This window comes from Citrobacter europaeus (genome assembly GCA_020099315.1).
GTDB classification, from domain to species: Bacteria; Pseudomonadota; Gammaproteobacteria; order Enterobacterales; family Enterobacteriaceae; genus Citrobacter; species Citrobacter europaeus.
Window position 1 is genome coordinate 2,906,956 of record CP083650.1, and the last position, 18,967, is coordinate 2,925,922.

The following is an 18,967-nucleotide window of genomic DNA, read 5'->3' on the forward strand; positions in this document are numbered from 1 at the left end:
TTCTCAATCACATTCAGGATACAACGGGCACAACCTGCGGCTGCGCCAACTCTTGTTTTGTTACGGTTTGCTCTTCAAGCTTGAAAAATGCGACGCAGGCGGAAAGATTATCGGCCTGTGTGGCGAGTTGTCCGGTGGCGGATGCGGCTTCTTCCACCAGCCCGGCGTTTTGCTGCGTCACTGAATCCATCTGGCTGACGGCCTGCGCCACCTGCTCAATGCCTCTGCGCTGTTCATCAGAAGCAGAGGCAATCTCGCCCATGATGTCGTTAACCCGGGTAACCGAGCTGACAATTTCCGTCATGGTGCGTGCAGCCATATCAACCAGCTGCGAGCCCTGATGCACTCGGGTGACAGACTCTTCAATGAGTCCTTTAATTTCTTTCGCCGCCTGCGCGCTACGACTTGCCAGATTGCGCACTTCACCCGCGACAACGGCAAAACCGCGCCCCTGTTCACCTGCGCGGGCAGCCTCTACCGCGGCATTCAGCGCCAGGATATTGGTCTGGAAGGCAATGCTGTCAATCACGCCGATGATGTCGCCAATTTTCTGCGAGCTGGCGGAAATCTCATGCATGGTGCTGGCCACCCGGGACGTCTGTTCACCGCCTTTATGCGCGGTGTCGGCCGCACTTTTGGCAATTCCTGACGCCTGGCGCGCGTTATCCGCATTCTGCCCGACGGTGGCGGTGAGTTGTTCCATGCTGGCTGCCGTTTGCGCCAATGCGGCCGCCTGCTGTTCAGTTCGCGAAGATAAATCGTTATTGCCCATCGCGATTTCTGAAATGCCACTATGCATGGCTGAGCTGCCCTGGCGTACCTCACTGACCGTTTCACGTAACGCCTGCTGCATCTTCTTCAGGCTGGCAAAAATAGCCGAGATCTCATTGCGCCCATAAACCGCTACTGGCCTGGCCAGATTACCTGCGGCAATGCTGTCGAAATGACTGCCAACAATCGCCAGCGGCTGAACAATCATCTTGCGCGACCAGTACAACGCACCGCTGGTGAGCAGTGCCGCCAGTACCACCATGGTGGCAAAAATCACCCCCGACATATGGTAATTTCGCTGGCTCTGATCGCCTGCCGTTTGCAACACGCTGTCGATGTTGCTCTGCCAGGCATTCACATTCGCATCAAAAGCATCTTGAGCCGCCTGCACCGGCGCGGTCAGAAAATCTGACAACTGATTGTTTTCAAGCCAGGTGGCCTGATGCGCGAGCGCGCTGTGCCACTGACTGAAACTATTCTCCGTTGCGCCAAACAGCGCCTTGCCTTGTTCCGTCGGATCCGACGTCGCCATAAAGCGTTTAAACATCGATTCAGACTGCGCCAGGCTATCGCGCGCGAGGGTCATCAGCGTTTTGATGTCCTCTGGCGGATAGCTCAGGGCGGTCAGCGTCCCTGCCTTATTAAGGGCCGTACTGGCCTGTAATAACACAGCGCGGGTTTGGGCCAGCGCAGCGCGTTGCTGATTACTCCGTTCGACCTGATTCAGGTTCTGAAAACCGTCCCGAAATGCCCAGAAGGACAAGCCATTACTGCCAATCTGCAAAACACCGCAGAGGATTAAAATCAAAAACAGCGTGGTCGAAATTCGAATACGATTAAACATCAACGCTCCCATCGGGCGGCACTGGCCGCGGTTTAACTACCAGTCAAAATGTTTCCCAATTCGTATCTTGTTCAATGCTCTGGCGCGGATATGACGCGCTCGACGCTGCAGGTAATCGAGTATCGCGTGGTTTTGTCGACGCCGGACGTGACGCCAGACGGAAGGTCGACACCGACTGCGTCAGACGGCTGGCCTGTTCTTCCAGTGCAGCGGCAGCTGCAGCCGATTCCTGGACCAACGAGGCGTTCTGCTGCGTAACGCGATCCATTTCGGAGACCGCGAGCGCAACCTGATCAATCCCCCGGCTTTGCTCATCGGAGGCCGAGGCAATCTCGCCCATAATGTCGGTCACCCGCGTCACGGCATTGACGATGTCGTTCATTGTTTCACCTGCGCTTTCTACCAGTACTGAACCGGTATCCACTCGGGAAACAGAATCTTCAATTAACGCTTTAATCTCTTTCGCCGCCTGCGCACTGCGGCTTGCCAGATTACGCACTTCGCCCGCAACCACAGCAAAGCCGCGGCCTTGCTCACCGGCGCGTGCGGCTTCAACCGCTGCGTTCAGTGCGAGAATATTGGTCTGAAAGGCAATGCCATCGATGACGCTGATGATATCGGCGATTTTCTTCGAGCTATCGGCGATTTCGTGCATGGTATTCACCACGCTATCAACCACTTTGCCGCCATGTTGTGCAGTGTCGGAGGCGCTTTTCGCCAGTTGCGAGGCCTGACGCGCGTTGTCCGCATTTTGCTTAACGGTTGCGGTCAACTGTTCCATGCTGGCTGCGGTTTCTTCCAGCGCAGACGCCTGCTGTTCCGTGCGAGATGAAAGGTCAGTGTTCCCGCTGGCAATTTCACTGGTACCGGAATAAATCGCATCAGAGCCTTCACGCACCAGGGTGACGGTTTCTGTCAGCGAACGCTGCATATGATCAACGGTACTGGCCAACTCGCCGATTTCGTTACGGCCACTAACGGCCAGGGTGGCGGTCAGGTTACCGCTGGCGATTTCGCGAATATGGGCAATGACCCGAGACAGAGGATTAAGCAGGGTATGGCGGATGCCGTACCACACCACTACCAGAATCAGCACCAGCACGACAGCCAGTACGCCAAGCTGCCATTGGGCGAAATGGTAATCCCGCGCGCTTTGATCAAATGCCTGAACGTAAAGCTTTTCGCTAACGCTGGCGTATTTGCCCAACGCCTCGCCGAGCGCGTTTTGCATTCCCTGGGTAGGTTGCGCGAAATAGGCGTCCATATTGCCATTTTCCAGAAACTGAACCAGCTCTGCTAAGGCCGCATGGTATTGCTGATATTTCTCCTCAACGTTGCCGCTGGCCTCTGCCATCTCCGGCAACGGTGTCATGTTTTTAAATTTTGCGTAATGCGTTTCAGCCTGCGCCAGCGATGCTTTGGCATTCTTCAGCAGATCGTTTTTCGCGCTGCTTTGCTGGTTTGACGCATCCATCATCATACGTGCAGAAGAACGGCTTAAATTGATTCGTGTTTGCAGCATCAGATCCCATGTTGAGGTGAGTTCACTTTGCTGCTGTCGTAGATCGTTAGAGATAACAAAACTTTGCTGATTCTGCTGCAATGAGGAAAACAACAGACCACCGGAAACAAGCTGTAGCAGTGCGAAAACCCCCAGCACCATCATCAGCATTGTGACAACGCGGATACGGTTAAACATAAGGCACCTTCCTGAAAACGAGTTATCAACGTTATCGGCAGTCGCTGAGATAACTTTACGTTTGCGAAAAGGAAATCCTCAAGGGGCGTGCAGCCTGGCGGGAGGGCGGCAAAACGGGTGTACGGCAACCACAAGTCATTCACATAAAAACACCATAATTATCATGTGAATAACATTTATTTTCATCGGTCAGCATGCTCAGAATGGCCGAAACACTCAATTATGTGTGATTGAGATCACACATACTCATCGTAAATACCACAACAAAATGGATAAAAAATTAAAAAAAGTTGTATCGACTGGCGCTTTAATTCAATTTATATGATGAATACTTCGTTACCACTTAATAAGTATAAAAAATGAGTAACCGATCAATAAATGTTAAATCCTTACTGAGGGCTTTTTAGTGGCAAATGCAAACAAACTCACGTTGTTTATCGTGATCTTCATGCTGGCGGGGATCCTGTCGGGTGCGGTGATCCACTCTTATGCCTCCCCCGGCGTTGTGACCGCCTGGGCCGATAATATTACGCTTCTCACCGATATCTTTTTGCGCCTGATTAAAATGGTCATCGCGCCTTTAGTATTCAGTACCCTGACCGTCGGAATTATGCGCCTGGGAGAAACGTCCACCATCGGGCGCGTAGGCGGGAAAGCAATGATTTGGTTTATCAGTTCTTCCATACTCTCTATCCTGGTCGGTCTGTTTGTGGTTTCTCTTGAACAACCCGGCAGCGGACTGAACCTGGCGATCCCGCTGGAGGCCGCAGATACCGGCCTGGCCGTGGGCGGCATGAGCCTGAAAGGTTTTCTGACGCATACCATTCCAACCAGCATCGCCGAGGCGATGGCCAATAATGAGATCCTGCAAATTGTGGTGTTCTCGATGTTCTTCGGTATTGGCGGAGCATCGCTTGGTGAAAAATTCAACGCCCCGCTGGTTGCCGCGCTTGATGTGGTCTCCCACATTATGCTGAAGGTGACTGGCTATGTGATGTACGTCGCACCGCTGGCTATTTTTGCCGCCATTTCCTCCGTTATCTCTACCCAGGGTCTGGGGATCCTGCTCAACTATGCATCGTTCATCGGCGGCTACTATGTGGCTATTTTGCTGACCTGCCTGGCGTTGCTGGCGGTGGGTTATGTGATGCTGAAAAAAGAGGTATTTCGCCTGCTGAGCATGCTGAAGGATCCGGTCCTGGTCGCATTCACCACCAGCAGCTCTGAAGCCGCTTATCCGAAAACGCTGGAGCAATTAACCAAATTTGGTTGCTCACCCAACATCGTGTCTTTCGTGCTGCCTATCGGTTATTCGTTTAACCTGGTCGGCTCGATGGTCTACTGTTCATTTGCCTCTATGTTTATCGCGCAGGCCTATAATATTCACCTCTCCTTTGCCCAAATCACCGTCCTGATGCTGACGCTGATGCTGGCGTCCAAAGGGATTGCCGGCGTGCCGCGTTCAGCGCTGGTGGTGCTGGCGGCAACCATTCCGAGTTTTAATATTCCGGTCGCCGGGATCCTGTTACTAATGGGGATTGACCACTTCCTGGATATGGGACGTTCTGCGATCAACGTATTAGGAAACGGGATTGCAACGGCGATGCTGGCACAGGATGAAGGTTTACTGGAAGAAGAGCCGGACCTGGTTGAGCGGGAAGCATAAGAGGGAAATCTGCCGGATGCGTTACGCTTATCCGGCCTACAACAGCAAGCATTGTAGGCCGGATAACATGTTTAAAGATTATGCGACGTGGGAAGCGGCAATATCCAGCAGCGCCATTTCTTCGCTGTTTAGCAGCTTCTCAATGTTGACCAGAATCAGCATCCGGTCACCCAGCGCCCCCAGTCCCGTCAGGTATTCCGTCGACAGCGTTACCGCAAACTCCGGCGCCGGACGGATTTGATCCGTCGTCAGCGACAGCACATCCGAGACGCCATCTACTACAATCCCGACTACGCGCTGACCCAGGTTCAGCACAATCACCACGGTGTTTTCGTTGTAATCCACATCGCTCTGGCTAAACTTCACGCGCAGGTCAACAATCGGCACAATCACACCGCGCAGGTTCGTAACGCCTTTGATAAACGCAGGCGTGTTAGCAATGCGCGTCACCTGATCATAGCCGCGGATTTCCTGCACTTTCAGGATATCGATACCGTACTCTTCATCCCCCAGCGTAAACACGAGGAATTCCTGACCTGACGGTTCGCCGGCCAGTTTAGTTACATTACTCATACCGGTCATATTATTCCCTTCTCACTCAATCAGGCGGCTGTGATCGCCACACGTTGTTCGCGGTTCAATCCCTGCAATGCAGAGACATCGACAATCAGCGCGACGCTGCCGTCGCCGAGGATCGTTGCTGCAGAAATGCCTGGCACTTTGCGGTAGTTACTTTCCAGGTTTTTGACCACCACCTGGTGTTGGCCAATTAACTGATCGACCAGCAGCGCGTAGCGACGCCCTGCACTCTGTAAAATCACCACAATCCCTTGAGTCGCTTCAGTTTTTGCGCCTTCAACTTCGAAGACTTTCCACAACTCAACCAGCGGTAAATACTCGCCGCGCACTTCCAGAACGCGCTCTCCTCCGGCCAGCGGATGCAGATCTTCTTCACGCGGTTGCAGTGATTCCATAACGGCATTCAGCGGCAGAATAAAGACTTCATCCGCTACGCGCACCGACATCCCGTCGAGGATCGCCAGCGTCAGCGGCAGCAGAATTCGAATCGTTGTTCCTTGTCCCTGTCTGGACTGGATCTCAACATGGCCGCCCATCTCCTGGATATTTCGCTTCACTACATCCATACCCACGCCGCGTCCGGAGACATCCGTCACCTGTTCGGCGGTCGAAAAGCCTGGCGCGAAGATCAGCATACCCACTTCGTCATCGCTCATGTTTTCGTGGATCGGCATCCCCTGAGAGATCGCTTTGGCGAGGATGCGTTCGCGGTTCAGACCAGCGCCATCATCGGTCACTTCAATACAGATATTCCCGCCCTGGTGCTCTGCGGAAAGCGTCAGGTTACCGACCGGGCTTTTCCCCGCTTCCATGCGTTTTTCCGGCAGTTCAATGCCGTGGTCCAGGCTGTTACGCACCAGATGCGTCAACGGATCGATGATGCGTTCAATCAGGCTTTTATCGAGTTCTGTTGAACTCCCCACCTGCGTCAGCTCAACCTGTTTACCCAATTTACCGGCCAGGTCGCGGACCAGGCGTGGGAAACGGCTGAACACGTACTCCATCGGCATCATACGAATCGACATCACCGACTCTTGCAAATCGCGGGCGTTACGTTGTAACTGACCCATACTGGTGATCAGATCGCCGTGATTAACGGGATCCAGTTCGTTTGAGCGTTGTGCCAACATTGACTGGGTGATCACCAACTCACCAACCAGGTTAATGAGCTGATCGACCTTCTCAACCGCTACGCGGATGCTGGTCGACTCGCTGGCGCGGGCGGGTTTGTCACGTTCCGCGCGTCCGTGTGGCGCTTCACTGGCGGCGGCTTTCACCACTGGCGCAACGGCGGCCGGCTGCGGCTTCGCGACAACGGCTACCGCTTCGGCTTCGGCCTCGGCTTCAGTTTCAACGGTTACGGGCGCTGCGCTGACGGTTTCAAATTCAATCTGGTCAGCTTCAATCACAAAACAAAGCACTGCAATGATGTCATCTTCTGCGAGATTGCCATCAAGCGTTGCCGACAGCGTGTCGCTTCCTTTCACCACATCGGTTAAGGTCGCCAGATTCCCCAGTTCCTCTTCCAGTAAATCGACTTCACTGGCTTTCAGGCGCGAGAGAATAATGCGTTTCTTGCTCCCCTCACTGGCGGATTCAGAAATGGCAACCGCCTCTTCCTGCATTGCAGCGCTGTCAACAACGCTCAATTTTGCGGTGTTGACGACTGCCGGTGCGGTTTCACCTTTCGCTTCGAGCGCTAACTGTCGTAACGCATTACAAATGTACTCAAAGCTAGCGGCATCCGGCTCCTCTGAGTTTTTATAGGCGTCGAGCTGTTCCTGCATAATATCTTTCGTTTCCAAAAACAGGTTGATAATGTCGGCATTAAGCTGCATTTCGCCACGCCGCGCTTCATCCAACAGGTTTTCCATCAGATGGGTCGTTTCCTGCAAAATGGTAAAGCCGAAGGTGCCCGCCCCGCCTTTTATCGAGTGCGCGGCACGAAAAATCGCATTCAGCTGTTCGGAATCCGGGGCTTCAGGAACCAAATCAAGCAGGTGTTGCTCCATATCAGCCAACAGTTCGTCAGCTTCATCAAAAAATGTTTGATAAAAATCGCTTATATCCATGCTCACGCTATCACCTCGGATTGGCTGGTGGCGATGTGGGAACGCTTGCCGGCGGAAGTTCCGCTGGCTGTTGTAAGACACTTACCGGCTCATTCTGGCTTTCAGCGTTTTCATGCAAAATGGCCTCTTCCGCCTGCTTATTAAGAACCAGCAGGCTAATACGGCGGTTGATTGCGTCTTCGGGACCGCGATCGCTCAGACGCATCGTGGCGGCCATACCGACCACTCGTAATACTTTTCCATCATCCAGACCGCCGCTAACCAGTTCGCGACGCGACGCGTTAGCGCGATCGGCGGACAACTCCCAGTTGCTATACCCTTTTTCACCATTGGCGTAAGGGTAATCATCCGTATGGCCGGAAAGGCTGATTCGGTTAGGAATGCCGTTAAGCACTGGCGCGATGGCTCGCAGGATGTCGCGCATATACGGCTCAACCTCAGCGCTACCGGTTTTAAACATCGGGCGGTTCTGACTGTCGATAATCTGTATCCGTAGTCCTTCCTGCACTAAATCAATTTTCAAGTGCGGGCGCAGCGCACGCAGTTTAGGGTCAGATTCAATCAACTGATCGAGATCGCCGCGAAGTTTGCTCAACCGGCTTTGTTCCATGCGTTTTCTCAGATCGTCGATATTCGGCTGCTTGTTCACTTCTCCCTGCTGCTGGGTGTAGTCGTCCCCACCGCCTGGAATTGGACTTTGGCTATTCGAAATTCGATTTCCCCCAGTCACCGCGGTAGCCAGCGGCGTACGGAAATATTCGGCAATCTGGATCAATTCTTTAGGGCTGGAGATGGAAATGAGCCACATCACCAGAAAGAAGGCCATCATCGCGGTCATAAAATCGGCGTAGGCGATTTTCCACGAACCATGCGCCCCACCACCGTGACCTTTATGTTTGCGTCGCTTTACAACGATAATGGGATGGGCCTGATTTTTCATGCGTCCTCGGTCGTCTGCTGCGCAGTTGGATTTCTTACCGCACGCACATGCTCTTCCAGCTCGATAAACGATGGACGTTCGCTGGAATACAGAGTCTTACGACCAAATTCGACGGCAATTGGCGGCGCGTAACCATTCAGATTGGAGAGCAGTGTTATCTTCACACACTGCATCATTTTGGTGGTTTCAGCGCTTTTCTGCCGCAGAACGCTGGCAAGCGGAGAAATAAATCCATAGGCCAGTAAAATACCGAGGAATGTCCCTACCATCGCATGAGCAATCAGCGAACCCAGTTCAGCCGCCGGACGATCGGCAGAAGCCAGCGCATGAACAACCCCCATGACCGCCGCCACGATCCCGAACGCCGGTAATGAATCACCCACCATCGCCAGACTGTTAGCCGGGACTTCGGCCTCACTTTCGTGAGTCTCAATTTCTTCGTCCATCAGCGCTTCAATTTCAAACGTGTTCATGTTGCCGCTGATGATCAAACGCAGATAATCGACAATGAAATCAAGCATTACGGCATCCGCAAGAATGCGCGGATAGCTGGCGAAGATTTCACTCTCTTTAGGGTTTTCAATGTCGCGTTCAAGCGAGAACATGCCCTGCTGACGTGACTTGGCCATCAGGCGATACAGCAGCGCCAGCAGATCCATATACATCGCTTTGGTATATTTTGAACGACGAAAAAGCATCGGGATCGCTTTCATCGTCCCCTTAATGGCTTTTCCGTTATTGCCGACGATGAATGCCCCAATACCCGCGCCACCGATAATCACCAGCTCAGCCGGTTGATAGAGTGCCCCAAGGTGTCCGCCGGTCATCATATACCCGCCGAAAACTGTACCAATAACAACCAGGTAACCTAATAAGATAAGCACGACATCATCCTTTCGCAATTGACTATGACAGGATGCGCAGTCGGGCAGTTAACTTAAGGTCAGGACAAAAAAAAGCAGCGGTAATCGCTTACCGCTGCTGGAGTGTTTGTCCACACCGTATCAGTTAAACAGCCTGTTCGATCTGTTCATCCAGCAGTTGTGGAATAATATCGGCAGCATTCTGGGAAAGTTTACGTCTTTTTACGGCCCGTGATGGCGGTTGGCATAAACTGCAGGCAAAGCTACCTGCGGGTTGGTGTGCGTGGGTGATAAAATTCCCACCGCAGCAATTGCATTGGGATAACTCCAGCAATCCGCTGTCGACAAAACGTACCAGCGTCCATGCGCGAGTTAGCGCCAGCAGCGGCCCCTCTTCCGGCTGCGGACACTGCTCAAGGTATAAACGATACGCTTTGATTACGGCATCCACGCCGCTGCACAAACCGGTTTTGAGCAGGAATTGCCAGGCGTTGCAAAACATCGAAGCATGAATGTTTTGTTCCCACGTCATAAACCAGTCGGTGGAAAAAGGCAGCATCCCTTTTGGCGGAGGACTACCGCGTAATTCTTTGTACAACTTGATAAGTCGGCCACGGCTTAATTGCGTTTCGCTTTCCAGCATTTGCAAACGGGCGCCCAATGTGATTAATTCCATCGCTAGCTGGATATCACGCGCTTCCTGAACAATGCTTTTTTCGCTCATCATCAAGCCCTTTTCTTGCGCGCTGCATCATCGATGTCGCTTAACAGCCGCGTTGAAAGCATGATACCGGTATGAATTTGCTGAAGATCGTCAACGCGGGAGTCTTGCGTCAGGCGAGTAACCGTCTGGTGATCGTCGAAGCGGAAATGACATACCAGTTGGTTTGTTTCAGCCAGTTTGACCATTTGAGGAAGTGTTAATGTTGCCAACGTGTCCGCCATCTCTTCGCTGATACCAAGGCGAAACATCGCAGATGCTTTGTCCTGAACGATCAAACGTTGTGCAAGCAATAAATATGACAGATTGATGTCATAAATGTGTTTCAGCAACTCGGATGTATGCATTATTTGCATCCATAATAACCAACATTGTTTTCATGCGGTGAAACCGCACCCCGTGATGTCGCCGGGAAGGCCCGGTAAAAAAAAAAGCAAAAGGTCAAATACATAGCAGCGTGACGGCACTTACGCGTTGTCTAAACATTCCCTTTTCAGAAGGCCGCGTTCCTTACAAGCTCACATCAATTCTTACAATTGTCTAAGATTTTTCCTAATTCGACGCAACTCTACCCGCCACAAGTTACACATACAACGTAGCTATGCTGCGAATTTGAAGAATATGTGACGCAGATCACATAAACCAGCTAAACACTTAACATAAATCCATCAGCACAGCTTTTACTTTGCATATTTTTTAACCCCATATTCTCCATTTCAATTCCTGGCGTACGAATATTCTTGCATTAAAAGCGAATAGTATTTTGTTCACGAACGTTAATATCACGTCGTGAAATAGCGAGCTTGATCACATATTTAATGTAAAACATCATTTTGATTAAACGCTTTATAAACAAAGAGTTAAATATTAAGGGTGATTAATTAATACCAGGCTGTGATAACCGCTCAAATGTTAAAATATGTTTATTTTTTATTAACACATTGTTTTCATTAGCAGTGAGTTTTACTTAAGGAAGCTGAACGTATTTAGAAGTTATATGAAGCAATTATTCTATTTATAAGAATAATTAATGAATAACCATGATGACATTCACACTATCCGGAATGGAAACGTTGCAGTATGGAGTAAGCTAAGTAATGCTGAAAAATCCTCTCATAATTCTTGAAAAAAAGGAGCGAGTTATGAGCTATACACACATTCTTGTGGCTGTTGCCGCGACCCCAGAAAGCCAGCAGTTGTTAGCCAGGGCGGTATCAATCGCTCGTCCTGTTAATGCCCGTATTAGCCTGATAACCCTGGTCTCAGACCCAGAACTGTATAATCAGTTTGCAGCGCCTATGCTTGAAGACCTGCGAGAAGTGATGCAAGAAGAGACTCAGGATTTTATCGACAAGCTCAGCAAAGACGCACAGTACCCCATTGAGCATACCTTTATTACCTATGGGGCCCTGAATGAACATATTCTGGACGTATGCCGGAAGCACGCGGTCGATCTGGTCATTTATGGCAACCATAACCACAGTTTCTTTTCACGCGCGTCCTGCTCAGCGAAAAGCGTGATCGGTGCCAGCCAGGTGGATGTTCTGTTGGTTCCACTGGCTGGAGATTGATCTTCACTTTCTGAGCGTTACGCCAGCTTAGAGCAGGATGAAACGTTGTCTGGCAATGGCTGTTTACTCTGGCGCGGAATGACTTTTTCCAGATCGCAAATGAACATCGCCTGCCAGTTGTCGATATCGTTTTTAATGATAGTCTCGAGCATCTCAGCGTGGCGAGAGATACGCTCGGCAAGCGGCATCGTCAGCGCCTGGTTTAATGCGCCAGCGACTTCATCGCGATCGTAAGGATTAACAATAAGGGCGGCAGTTAGCTCGTTTGCGGCCCCGGCAAATTGTGATAACACCAGCACGCCAGGGTTGGCAGGATCCTGCGCGGCCACGAACTCTTTCGCCACCAGGTTCATACCATCGCGCAGCGGGGTCACCAGTCCTACATCAGAGTAGCGGAAGATCTTCATCAGCAATTTACGATCAAAGTACTGATTCAGATAATAGAGCGGCGTCCAGCCCAGTTGGCCATATTTACCGTTAATCCTCCCCGCTTCAGTCTCCAGTTGGTGACGAATATCCTGGTAGGCCTGTACCTCTTCACGCGACGTTGGCGCTATCTGCGTGTAGCGAATTTTACCGTGGTGCTGCGGATAGTGTTCCAGCAGAGCCTCATAGGCCTGAAATCGCTCTGGCAACCCTTTAGAGTAATCCAGACGCTCAACTGAAAATATATTCTGCACATTTTTGAGTTCCGCTTTCAGTTGCGCCAGCTTCGGCGGCAAAGGTCCGGAGGCCTGCCGGGCGATCTCATCTGGCTCAATACCAATAGGATACACCTGGGTGCAAAACGCTTTTCCCCATGCCCGGTGGTGATTATCGCTCTGCGTGGATACCTGCGTCTGGGCTGCCAGGCAATCCAGAAAAGCCTGACGGTCGTTTTCGGTCTGGAAACCGAGCAAATCAAAATCGCACATCTGCTCAAGTAGCGCCTGATGTGGAGGTAGCGCATTAAAAATTTCCGGCGTCGGAAATGGAATATGCAGGAAAAAGCCGATACGGTTATTCACACCGCGTTTACGCAGTTCGCTGGCAAACGGCAGCAGATGGTAATCATGAATCCAGATGATGTCGTCATCGCTAAGCAGCGGCAGCAGTTTATCTACCAGTAAGGCATTCACCCGCTGATAGCCTTCCCATGCAGGACGCTGAAACTGTACCAGGTCCAGACGATAATGAAACGCAGGCCATAGAACAGCATTTGAAAACTGGCAGTAATACTCTTCGTAGTCCTGCTCACTCAAATTAAACGAAGCCCAGGTAATATTGCCACGCGTGACTTTTTTTAATGGTTTGTCCTCATTACCCGTATCGCCACTCCAGCCAAACCACAGGCCACCAGCAGCCTTCAACGCGCCCAGCACGCCGACAGCAAGCCCACCTGCGCTCCCTTTGTCATCTGGTGAGGCGATACGATTAGATACTACGACTAAACGACTCATAGCCACCTCTTCTGTTATTCGTTGCTTTCGATTCTTGCTGCGAAGAGTTATTTTGTTCCAGCCAGTGCCAGACATCACTCACGCCATCCAGACGCCATGTCGCCTGCGTCGCTCCGTTGCCCACCTTCACGGAAATCCCGCCAGCGCGATTAACCACGCCAAACCCGGTTTCGTCCGTCAGATCGTCTCCGAAAAAAACGGGGATCCGACCGGCAAAAGGGGCTTCCTGCATAAATGCGGCAATTGCATCGCCTTTATTGGTCCCCTTTGGTTTTATCTCCACAACGCATTTTCCATGCTGTAAAGCCAGTTGCGGCCATCTGTGCGTGATACGCTCAGCCAGATTAATTAGCGCCGCTTCATGTTCCGGGGCCTGGCGGTAATGCAGCGCGAAAGCCATTCCTTTTGCTTCAAGCGTTGTACCCGGCATCGTCGCCAGCGCTGTTTGTAATAACTCTCCTGCTTCGCGCTCTATTGCCTCAGCCAGGCGCACTATATGAGTTTGGCCATTGATATCACGGCGCTCTGCCCCATGCACTCCGGCGAGCGGAAAACGTAAGGGAGTGGTAAGCGCATCAAGCTCAGCCATCGAGCGCCCTGAAATCAATGCCAGCGCCCCCGCATTACGTGTAGCCAGCTGATGTAATAACTGCAGGATTGTCTTAGGGACGACGACCTGGTCTGGAAAAGGTTTGATCTCAGCCAATGTCCCATCGAGATCAAAAAAATAAGCACAGTTTGCAGATTGTTCAGGGGGTATGATCAGTGATGCTGTCACCCGGTTATCCTCCTCATCATGGTCTGTACGCCGCGCGGATCGCGCCGTATATATGATGTACGACGGATATAAGTATAGACAGTGTGACCATGCTCGCCATTTGCAAAAACAATCGCCAGCCGGGTAGCGGCTGGCGATGAGCTAAAGCTAGACTAAAAAGTTGGGGTTTAAATCATCAAACGGTACGCTTCGCTTTTTGCTTGTAACGGTCGAAGATCACCGCCGCCAGCAGGATTAGACCACGTACGACATACTGGGCGAACGGAGAGATGTTCAGCAGGTTCATCGCATTCTCAACCGTTCCCAGAATTAACACCCCGGCCACTACATATGAGATTTTTCCGATGCCGCCTTTGAGCGAAACGCCCCCTAACACGCAGGCGGAAATCACGATCAGCTCATAGCCGATTGAGGTCATTGGTTGGCCGCTGGTCATACGTGATGCGAGGATGATCCCGGCAATGGCGGATACCAGCCCAGACAAAATAAAGATAATAATCTTGGTACGAACGACCGGAACCCCAGCCAGACGTGCCGCCTCTTCATTGCCCCCAATAGCCAGCGTGTTGCGACCAAACGTAGTTTTATTCAGCAGTAAACCGAAGACGATAAAACAGACAACCGTGATCCAGATAGGTGCCGGCAGACCAAACCAGTTCGCGTAGCCGAGGGTAAAGAAGCGCTCATCTTCAATCCCCACCGCCTTACCGTCGGAAATAATATAGGCCAGACCACGTACAATCTGCATCGTCGCAAGGGTGGTGATCAGGGCGTTAATTTTTAAACGCGCAATCACAAACCCATTAACCAGACCACAGAGAATACCGAGCAGCAGCCCGGCAGCCACGCCAATCCACAGGCTTTCAGTCATGTTAATGACCACGGCAGTCGTGACCCCGGCGCAGGCAATCACGGACGCGACGGACAGGTCGAAGTCACCGGATGCCAGGCAAAACAGCATCCCACACGCGACCATACCCGACATCGATACCGCCAGCCCCAGCCCTTTCATATTGATGAAAGTGGCAAAGTTTGGCACAAAGAGGGAACAAACCAGGAACAGCACGGCGAACACCACCAGCATCCCGTACTGATCCCAAATGCGACCAAGATTTAGCGCCGATTTTGCTGCGCCAGAACCCGATGTAGAAACGGAAGACATCATTCTCTCCTTATTCAGGCTACAGCCTGGCTGACTTTAGGCATAGCAAGGCTCAAGGCCTGGCGCTCATCCGCCTGTTCATGAAGCAACTCACCGGCAATTTCGCCCTCTCTCATCACCACGATACGATCGGCGACACCGAGCACTTCTGGCAGGTCACTGGAAGCAAACAGCACGGCCACGCCGCGCGCTGCGAGGGCATAAATCACGTTATAAATTTCATGCTTGGCACCTACATCAATGCCGCGTGTAGGTTCGTCCAGCAAAATCACCTTCATCTCTTCCGATAACCAACGGCCAAGGATAGCCTTCTGCTGATTACCGCCGGAGAGGTTCATAATCAGCTGCTCCGCGCCCGGCGTTTTAATATTGAGTGAGCGAATATGGTGATCGGCATTGGTCTCTTCCCAGCCGTTGTTGATCACGCATCCGCCCAGAACATGTTTACGACGGGCGCTAATGTTGATGTTGTTACGCACCGAATGGACCGGAATGATCCCTTCCGCTTTGCGGTCCTCCGGGCACAGCATCATTCCCGCTTCAATGGCATGGCTCGGTTTACGAATATCAATAGGCTGCTCATCAATAAACACCTGGCCTGCCGTGATGCGTGTGCCGCCAAACAGTCCTTTCATCAATTCGCTACGCCCGGCGCCTACCAGGCCAAACAATCCGACAATTTCACCGCTGCGTACCGATAAACTGATCGGCGTACGCACACCGGGAGCTTTGACCTCATGCAAACGCAGCCGCTCTGCGCCATACGGTCTGGATTTCCATCCATAAATATCACCGAGGTCGCGTCCAACCATCGCCTGCACCAACGCATCGTGATCGACCTGCTGCATATCCGTGAACGTTGTGACGTAATGCCCATCTTTAAACACGGTGATGGCATCGCTGAGAGCAAAAATTTCCTCCATACGGTGCGATACGTACAGGATGATGCGTCCTTCGTTGCGCAGCTCACGGATGACGCGAAACAGATTCTCAATTTCGCGTGCAGACAGGGAGCTGGTCGGTTCATCAAACGCGATAATTTTGGCATTACGCGCCAGCGCTTTTGCTATCTCCACCATCTGCCATTGACCGATGGAGAGATATTTCAATGGCGTGTCGGGATCGATATCCATGCCCAGATGCTTAAGCTGTAGCCCCGCTTCATAGTTCAGCAGCGAGCGATTTACAATCCCGCCTTTGTGCGGCAACTGGCCTAAATAAATATTCTCGGCAACGGTCATTTCCGGGACGAGATGCAGCTCCTGGTAAATAATGGCGACACCGGCGTTGAGCGCGGCCGTGGTGTCTGCAAACGAAACTTCCTGTCCGCGGATCGTCAAAGATCCCGTCGTTGGCGCATAGTTACCGCTGAGAATTTTTAAGAGTGTTGATTTTCCGGCGCCATTTTCGCCCATCAGCGCATGCACCTGACCGGCGTAACAGTCGAAACTGATATCCGTAAGCGCTTTAACGCCCGGGAATGTTTTGCCAATGCCGCGGAATGAGAGATACGGGGTAGACTGTTGCATAACGTCTCCGTGAGTCAGATCTTTAAGCCGGATGGCGGCTTTGCCTCATCCGGCCTTCTGAGGACGCGATTCGTAGGCCGGATAAGACGCTTTGACGTCGCATCCGGCATTTATGTTACTTACCGCCTAAGCCTTTCTTCGCCAGCTCTTCTTTGAAGTTATCGCGGGTAATCAGCACCACATCCGTCACTTCAGTAAACGCCGGTGGCTCTGCACCTTTCGTTACCCAGTTGTAAAGCATTTCACTTGATTTGTAGCCGTGAACGTCCGGGCTTGGCAGCAGTGAGCCGTAGAACCCGGTCGCTTCGCCTTTGGACAGTTCACTCACGGCATCAACGCCATTAATACCGATACCAATTACGTTTGGCGCTTTGAAGCCCTGCCCTTCAGTCGCACGTACGCCGCCCAGCACGGTGTTGTCGTTCATGCCGACAATCAGCCAGTGTTTGACTTCAGGATGTTGAACCAGCATGGAGTTAGCGGCATCGAATGCACCGGGGATATCATTTGATTTTGTTGGAACCTGGTAGATCTGTTTTTCCGGGAAGCCTGCGGCTTTAAGCGCTTCCATTGAACCTGACGTACGGCGACGCGCGGTATCAAGTTCGTTGGCGGTAATGGCCATGACGGCGCTGGATTTCACATCCCAACCGCGCTTTTGCATCTCCTTATACAGCTCCTGGCCCTGGCGCTCACCAATTTTGGTTGCAGCCATCATCACCAGCGGCACGGTATCCATCGGCTTACCTTTGGCGTTGGCAAACTGGTCATCGACGGCAATGACTTTCATATCGTAGCCTCGCGCCTTAGCCATAATGGCAGGCCCGAGTTTGGGGTCCGGCGTACAAATCACAAACCCTTTTGCTCCACTTGCAGCCAGGCTGTCGATGGCATTGAGGGTTTTCTCACCATCCGGGACGGCAATTTTAATCACCTCAAAACCAAGGTCTTTACCGGCTTTATCGGCAAATTTCCATTCAGTCTGGAACCACGGTTCTTCCGGCTGTTTGACCAGGAAACCGAGCTTCATGGATTCAGCGATAGCGGATTGTGACATAATGGCAGCCAGACCGATGGCAGCCAACGCTTTAGTGAATTTGTGCATGGTTAACTCCAGCTTTAACGTTCTTTTATGTAGGGTAAAATCAGACGATTTTTTGTAATTCGGACGTAAAACAAGGCATTACCTTTTATTGATAAGATCAATGCCAGTGCTGAGAGTATTTTTAGCGGGAAATTGATTCTCCATAAGAGAGCGGCATCACACCACAGAATTACAGTAATTGCGTACATAAATTCAGCGGGAAATGACATAAAAAAACGCGATTTTGTCGACGGGAAAAAAGAGAAATAGCAGATTAGTCCATAACGTCAGCCAACGAATCCTTGTTCCCGAATACCGAAGCATTCGGGAAAATGATTACCATCGATAATAAATATGGTCAGCGTGATCGCGGACCGGAATGTCATCTCCCAGCAGACGTGCCGAAAGTGTTAATGCAAAATCAAAAATATGCCCCAGCCCTTTGCCGCTAATCAGATTGCCATCTTCAACTACCGGCGCATCAATATATTCCCCATCCGTGACGTTTTGCCACAGATCTCCCGAGCACACGTAGCGACGTCCTTTCAGCAGGCCGTTGCCGCCCAGCACGCGCGCAGCCGCAGAACACACCGGACAAATGAGTTTCCCCGCCTGATCATGTCGGGCGACAAACTGGATGACCGTCTCACTGGCAGCAAGATTAACGCTGCCCTGCGGCCCGCCGGGCAGCACGATGGCGTCGTAGAGATATGCCTGGCGCGCGGCCAGCGTACTGTCTGTCACCATCGGTACGTCATGATAACTCACCACTGCACGTGACTCTGCACAGGCCAGCGTTTCGACTTCGATATTCAGACGACGCAGAATATCAATGGTAACAATCGCCTCCGCCTCTTCAAAACCAGGTGCCAGCAGCACCGCAACCTTCTTCATATGTAACTCCTCGCGTTATCCAAATTCACAACACAATTAATGACGAATAGTTCAGGCCGTTAATTTTCTTAATTTGATTAAAACTGATCTGGCGCAAAAAATTAGTCATCAGATAATTAGTACAGATTCAGCCCAATCGTGAAATTGCTTCACAACATGAGCAGATAATCATCAGGTGCCAGACAATACCTTATTGTGGAAATTAATTTTGTGATTTAAAACACCATTTCATTATTGAAGAGTGTGTTTAATGGCATAAATATCAATTCGTTATATTCATATCACCTATATGCCAAAACGGCAGAAGCACAAGTACTGTTATGACAATATGTAAAAAAACATAAATACACGGATT

Annotated in this window: 16 protein-coding genes; 2 read left to right on the forward strand and 14 right to left on the reverse strand. The window is 51.4% G+C overall.

Features of this window, described 5'->3' with window-relative positions; all coding sequences use genetic code 11:
* Window positions 1-13: 13 nt before the first annotated feature.
* Window positions 14-1,615, reverse strand: coding sequence for a methyl-accepting chemotaxis protein IV (tap, locus tag LA337_13785; GenBank protein ID UBI14263.1), 1,602 nt, complete (start codon window positions 1,613-1,615; stop codon window positions 14-16).
* A gap of 43 nt (window positions 1,616-1,658) precedes the next feature.
* A complete protein-coding gene (gene tar, locus LA337_13790) occupies window positions 1,659-3,314 on the reverse strand; it encodes a methyl-accepting chemotaxis protein II (protein ID UBI14264.1) in 1,656 nt (551 codons plus the stop codon).
* A gap of 406 nt (window positions 3,315-3,720) precedes the next feature.
* Between tar and LA337_13795 the strand changes: the two genes are divergently transcribed.
* Window positions 3,721-4,980, forward strand: coding sequence for a dicarboxylate/amino acid:cation symporter (locus LA337_13795; GenBank protein UBI14265.1), 1,260 nt, complete (start codon window positions 3,721-3,723; stop codon window positions 4,978-4,980).
* Between the two features lie 78 nt (window positions 4,981-5,058).
* On the opposite strand, the gene cheW is transcribed toward LA337_13795, so the two are convergent.
* The 6 genes from cheW to flhD all read right to left on the reverse strand — a co-directional run bounded on the left by cheW (window position 5,059) and on the right by flhD (window position 10,502).
* On the reverse strand, window positions 5,059-5,562 hold the full coding sequence (gene cheW, locus LA337_13800) for a chemotaxis protein CheW (protein UBI14266.1): 504 nt from the start codon (window positions 5,560-5,562) through the stop codon (window positions 5,059-5,061).
* 20 nt (window positions 5,563-5,582) lie between these two features.
* Window positions 5,583-7,637, reverse strand: a complete 2,055-nt coding sequence (cheA, locus tag LA337_13805; GenBank protein ID UBI14267.1) for a chemotaxis protein CheA — start codon at window positions 7,635-7,637, stop codon at window positions 5,583-5,585.
* Window positions 7,638-7,641: 4 nt separating this feature from the next.
* Window positions 7,642-8,571 carry a flagellar motor protein MotB gene (gene motB, locus LA337_13810; protein ID UBI14268.1) on the reverse strand — a complete coding sequence of 310 codons (930 nt, stop codon included), beginning with the start codon at window positions 8,569-8,571 and terminating at the stop codon, window positions 7,642-7,644.
* The gene (gene motA, locus LA337_13815; GenBank protein ID UBI14269.1) at window positions 8,568-9,455 is read right to left on the reverse strand and encodes a flagellar motor stator protein MotA; all 888 of its coding nucleotides are present in this window, start codon (window positions 9,453-9,455) and stop codon (window positions 8,568-8,570) included. Before motA ends, motB begins: the two co-directional genes overlap by 4 nt.
* A 124-nt stretch (window positions 9,456-9,579) precedes the next feature.
* A complete protein-coding gene (flhC, locus tag LA337_13820; GenBank protein UBI14270.1) occupies window positions 9,580-10,164 on the reverse strand; it encodes a flagellar transcriptional regulator FlhC in 585 nt (194 codons plus the stop codon).
* Window positions 10,161-10,502: a flagellar transcriptional regulator FlhD gene (flhD, locus tag LA337_13825; protein ID UBI14271.1), complete on the reverse strand. Its 342-nt coding sequence runs from the start codon at window positions 10,500-10,502 to the stop codon at window positions 10,161-10,163. The genes flhC and flhD overlap by 4 nt, the downstream gene beginning before the upstream one ends.
* A gap of 795 nt (window positions 10,503-11,297) precedes the next feature.
* On the opposite strand from flhD, the gene uspC reads away from it, so the two are divergent.
* Entirely contained in the window at window positions 11,298-11,726 is a 429-nt protein-coding gene (gene uspC / locus LA337_13830; GenBank protein UBI14272.1) for a universal stress protein UspC, read from the forward strand.
* Between the two features lie 17 nt (window positions 11,727-11,743).
* On the opposite strand, the gene otsA is transcribed toward uspC, so the two are convergent.
* The 6 genes from otsA to LA337_13860 all read right to left on the reverse strand — a co-directional run bounded on the left by otsA (window position 11,744) and on the right by LA337_13860 (window position 18,612).
* Window positions 11,744-13,165, reverse strand: a complete 1,422-nt coding sequence (gene otsA / locus LA337_13835) for an alpha,alpha-trehalose-phosphate synthase (protein UBI14273.1) — start codon at window positions 13,163-13,165, stop codon at window positions 11,744-11,746.
* Entirely contained in the window at window positions 13,140-13,943 is an 804-nt protein-coding gene (otsB, locus tag LA337_13840; GenBank protein UBI14274.1) for a trehalose-phosphatase, read from the reverse strand. The genes otsA and otsB overlap by 26 nt, the downstream gene beginning before the upstream one ends.
* A gap of 175 nt (window positions 13,944-14,118) precedes the next feature.
* Window positions 14,119-15,105, reverse strand: a complete 987-nt coding sequence (araH, locus tag LA337_13845; protein UBI18472.1) for an L-arabinose ABC transporter permease AraH — start codon at window positions 15,103-15,105, stop codon at window positions 14,119-14,121.
* Between the two features lie 14 nt (window positions 15,106-15,119).
* Entirely contained in the window at window positions 15,120-16,634 is a 1,515-nt protein-coding gene (gene araG, locus LA337_13850) for an arabinose ABC transporter ATP-binding protein AraG (GenBank protein ID UBI14275.1), read from the reverse strand.
* 115 nt (window positions 16,635-16,749) lie between these two features.
* On the reverse strand, window positions 16,750-17,739 hold the full coding sequence (locus tag LA337_13855) for an arabinose ABC transporter substrate-binding protein (GenBank protein ID UBI14276.1): 990 nt from the start codon (window positions 17,737-17,739) through the stop codon (window positions 16,750-16,752).
* A 315-nt stretch (window positions 17,740-18,054) separates the two neighbouring features.
* The gene (locus tag LA337_13860; GenBank protein UBI14277.1) at window positions 18,055-18,612 is read right to left on the reverse strand and encodes a DJ-1/PfpI family protein; all 558 of its coding nucleotides are present in this window, start codon (window positions 18,610-18,612) and stop codon (window positions 18,055-18,057) included.
* Between the last annotated feature and the right edge of the window lie 355 nt (window positions 18,613-18,967).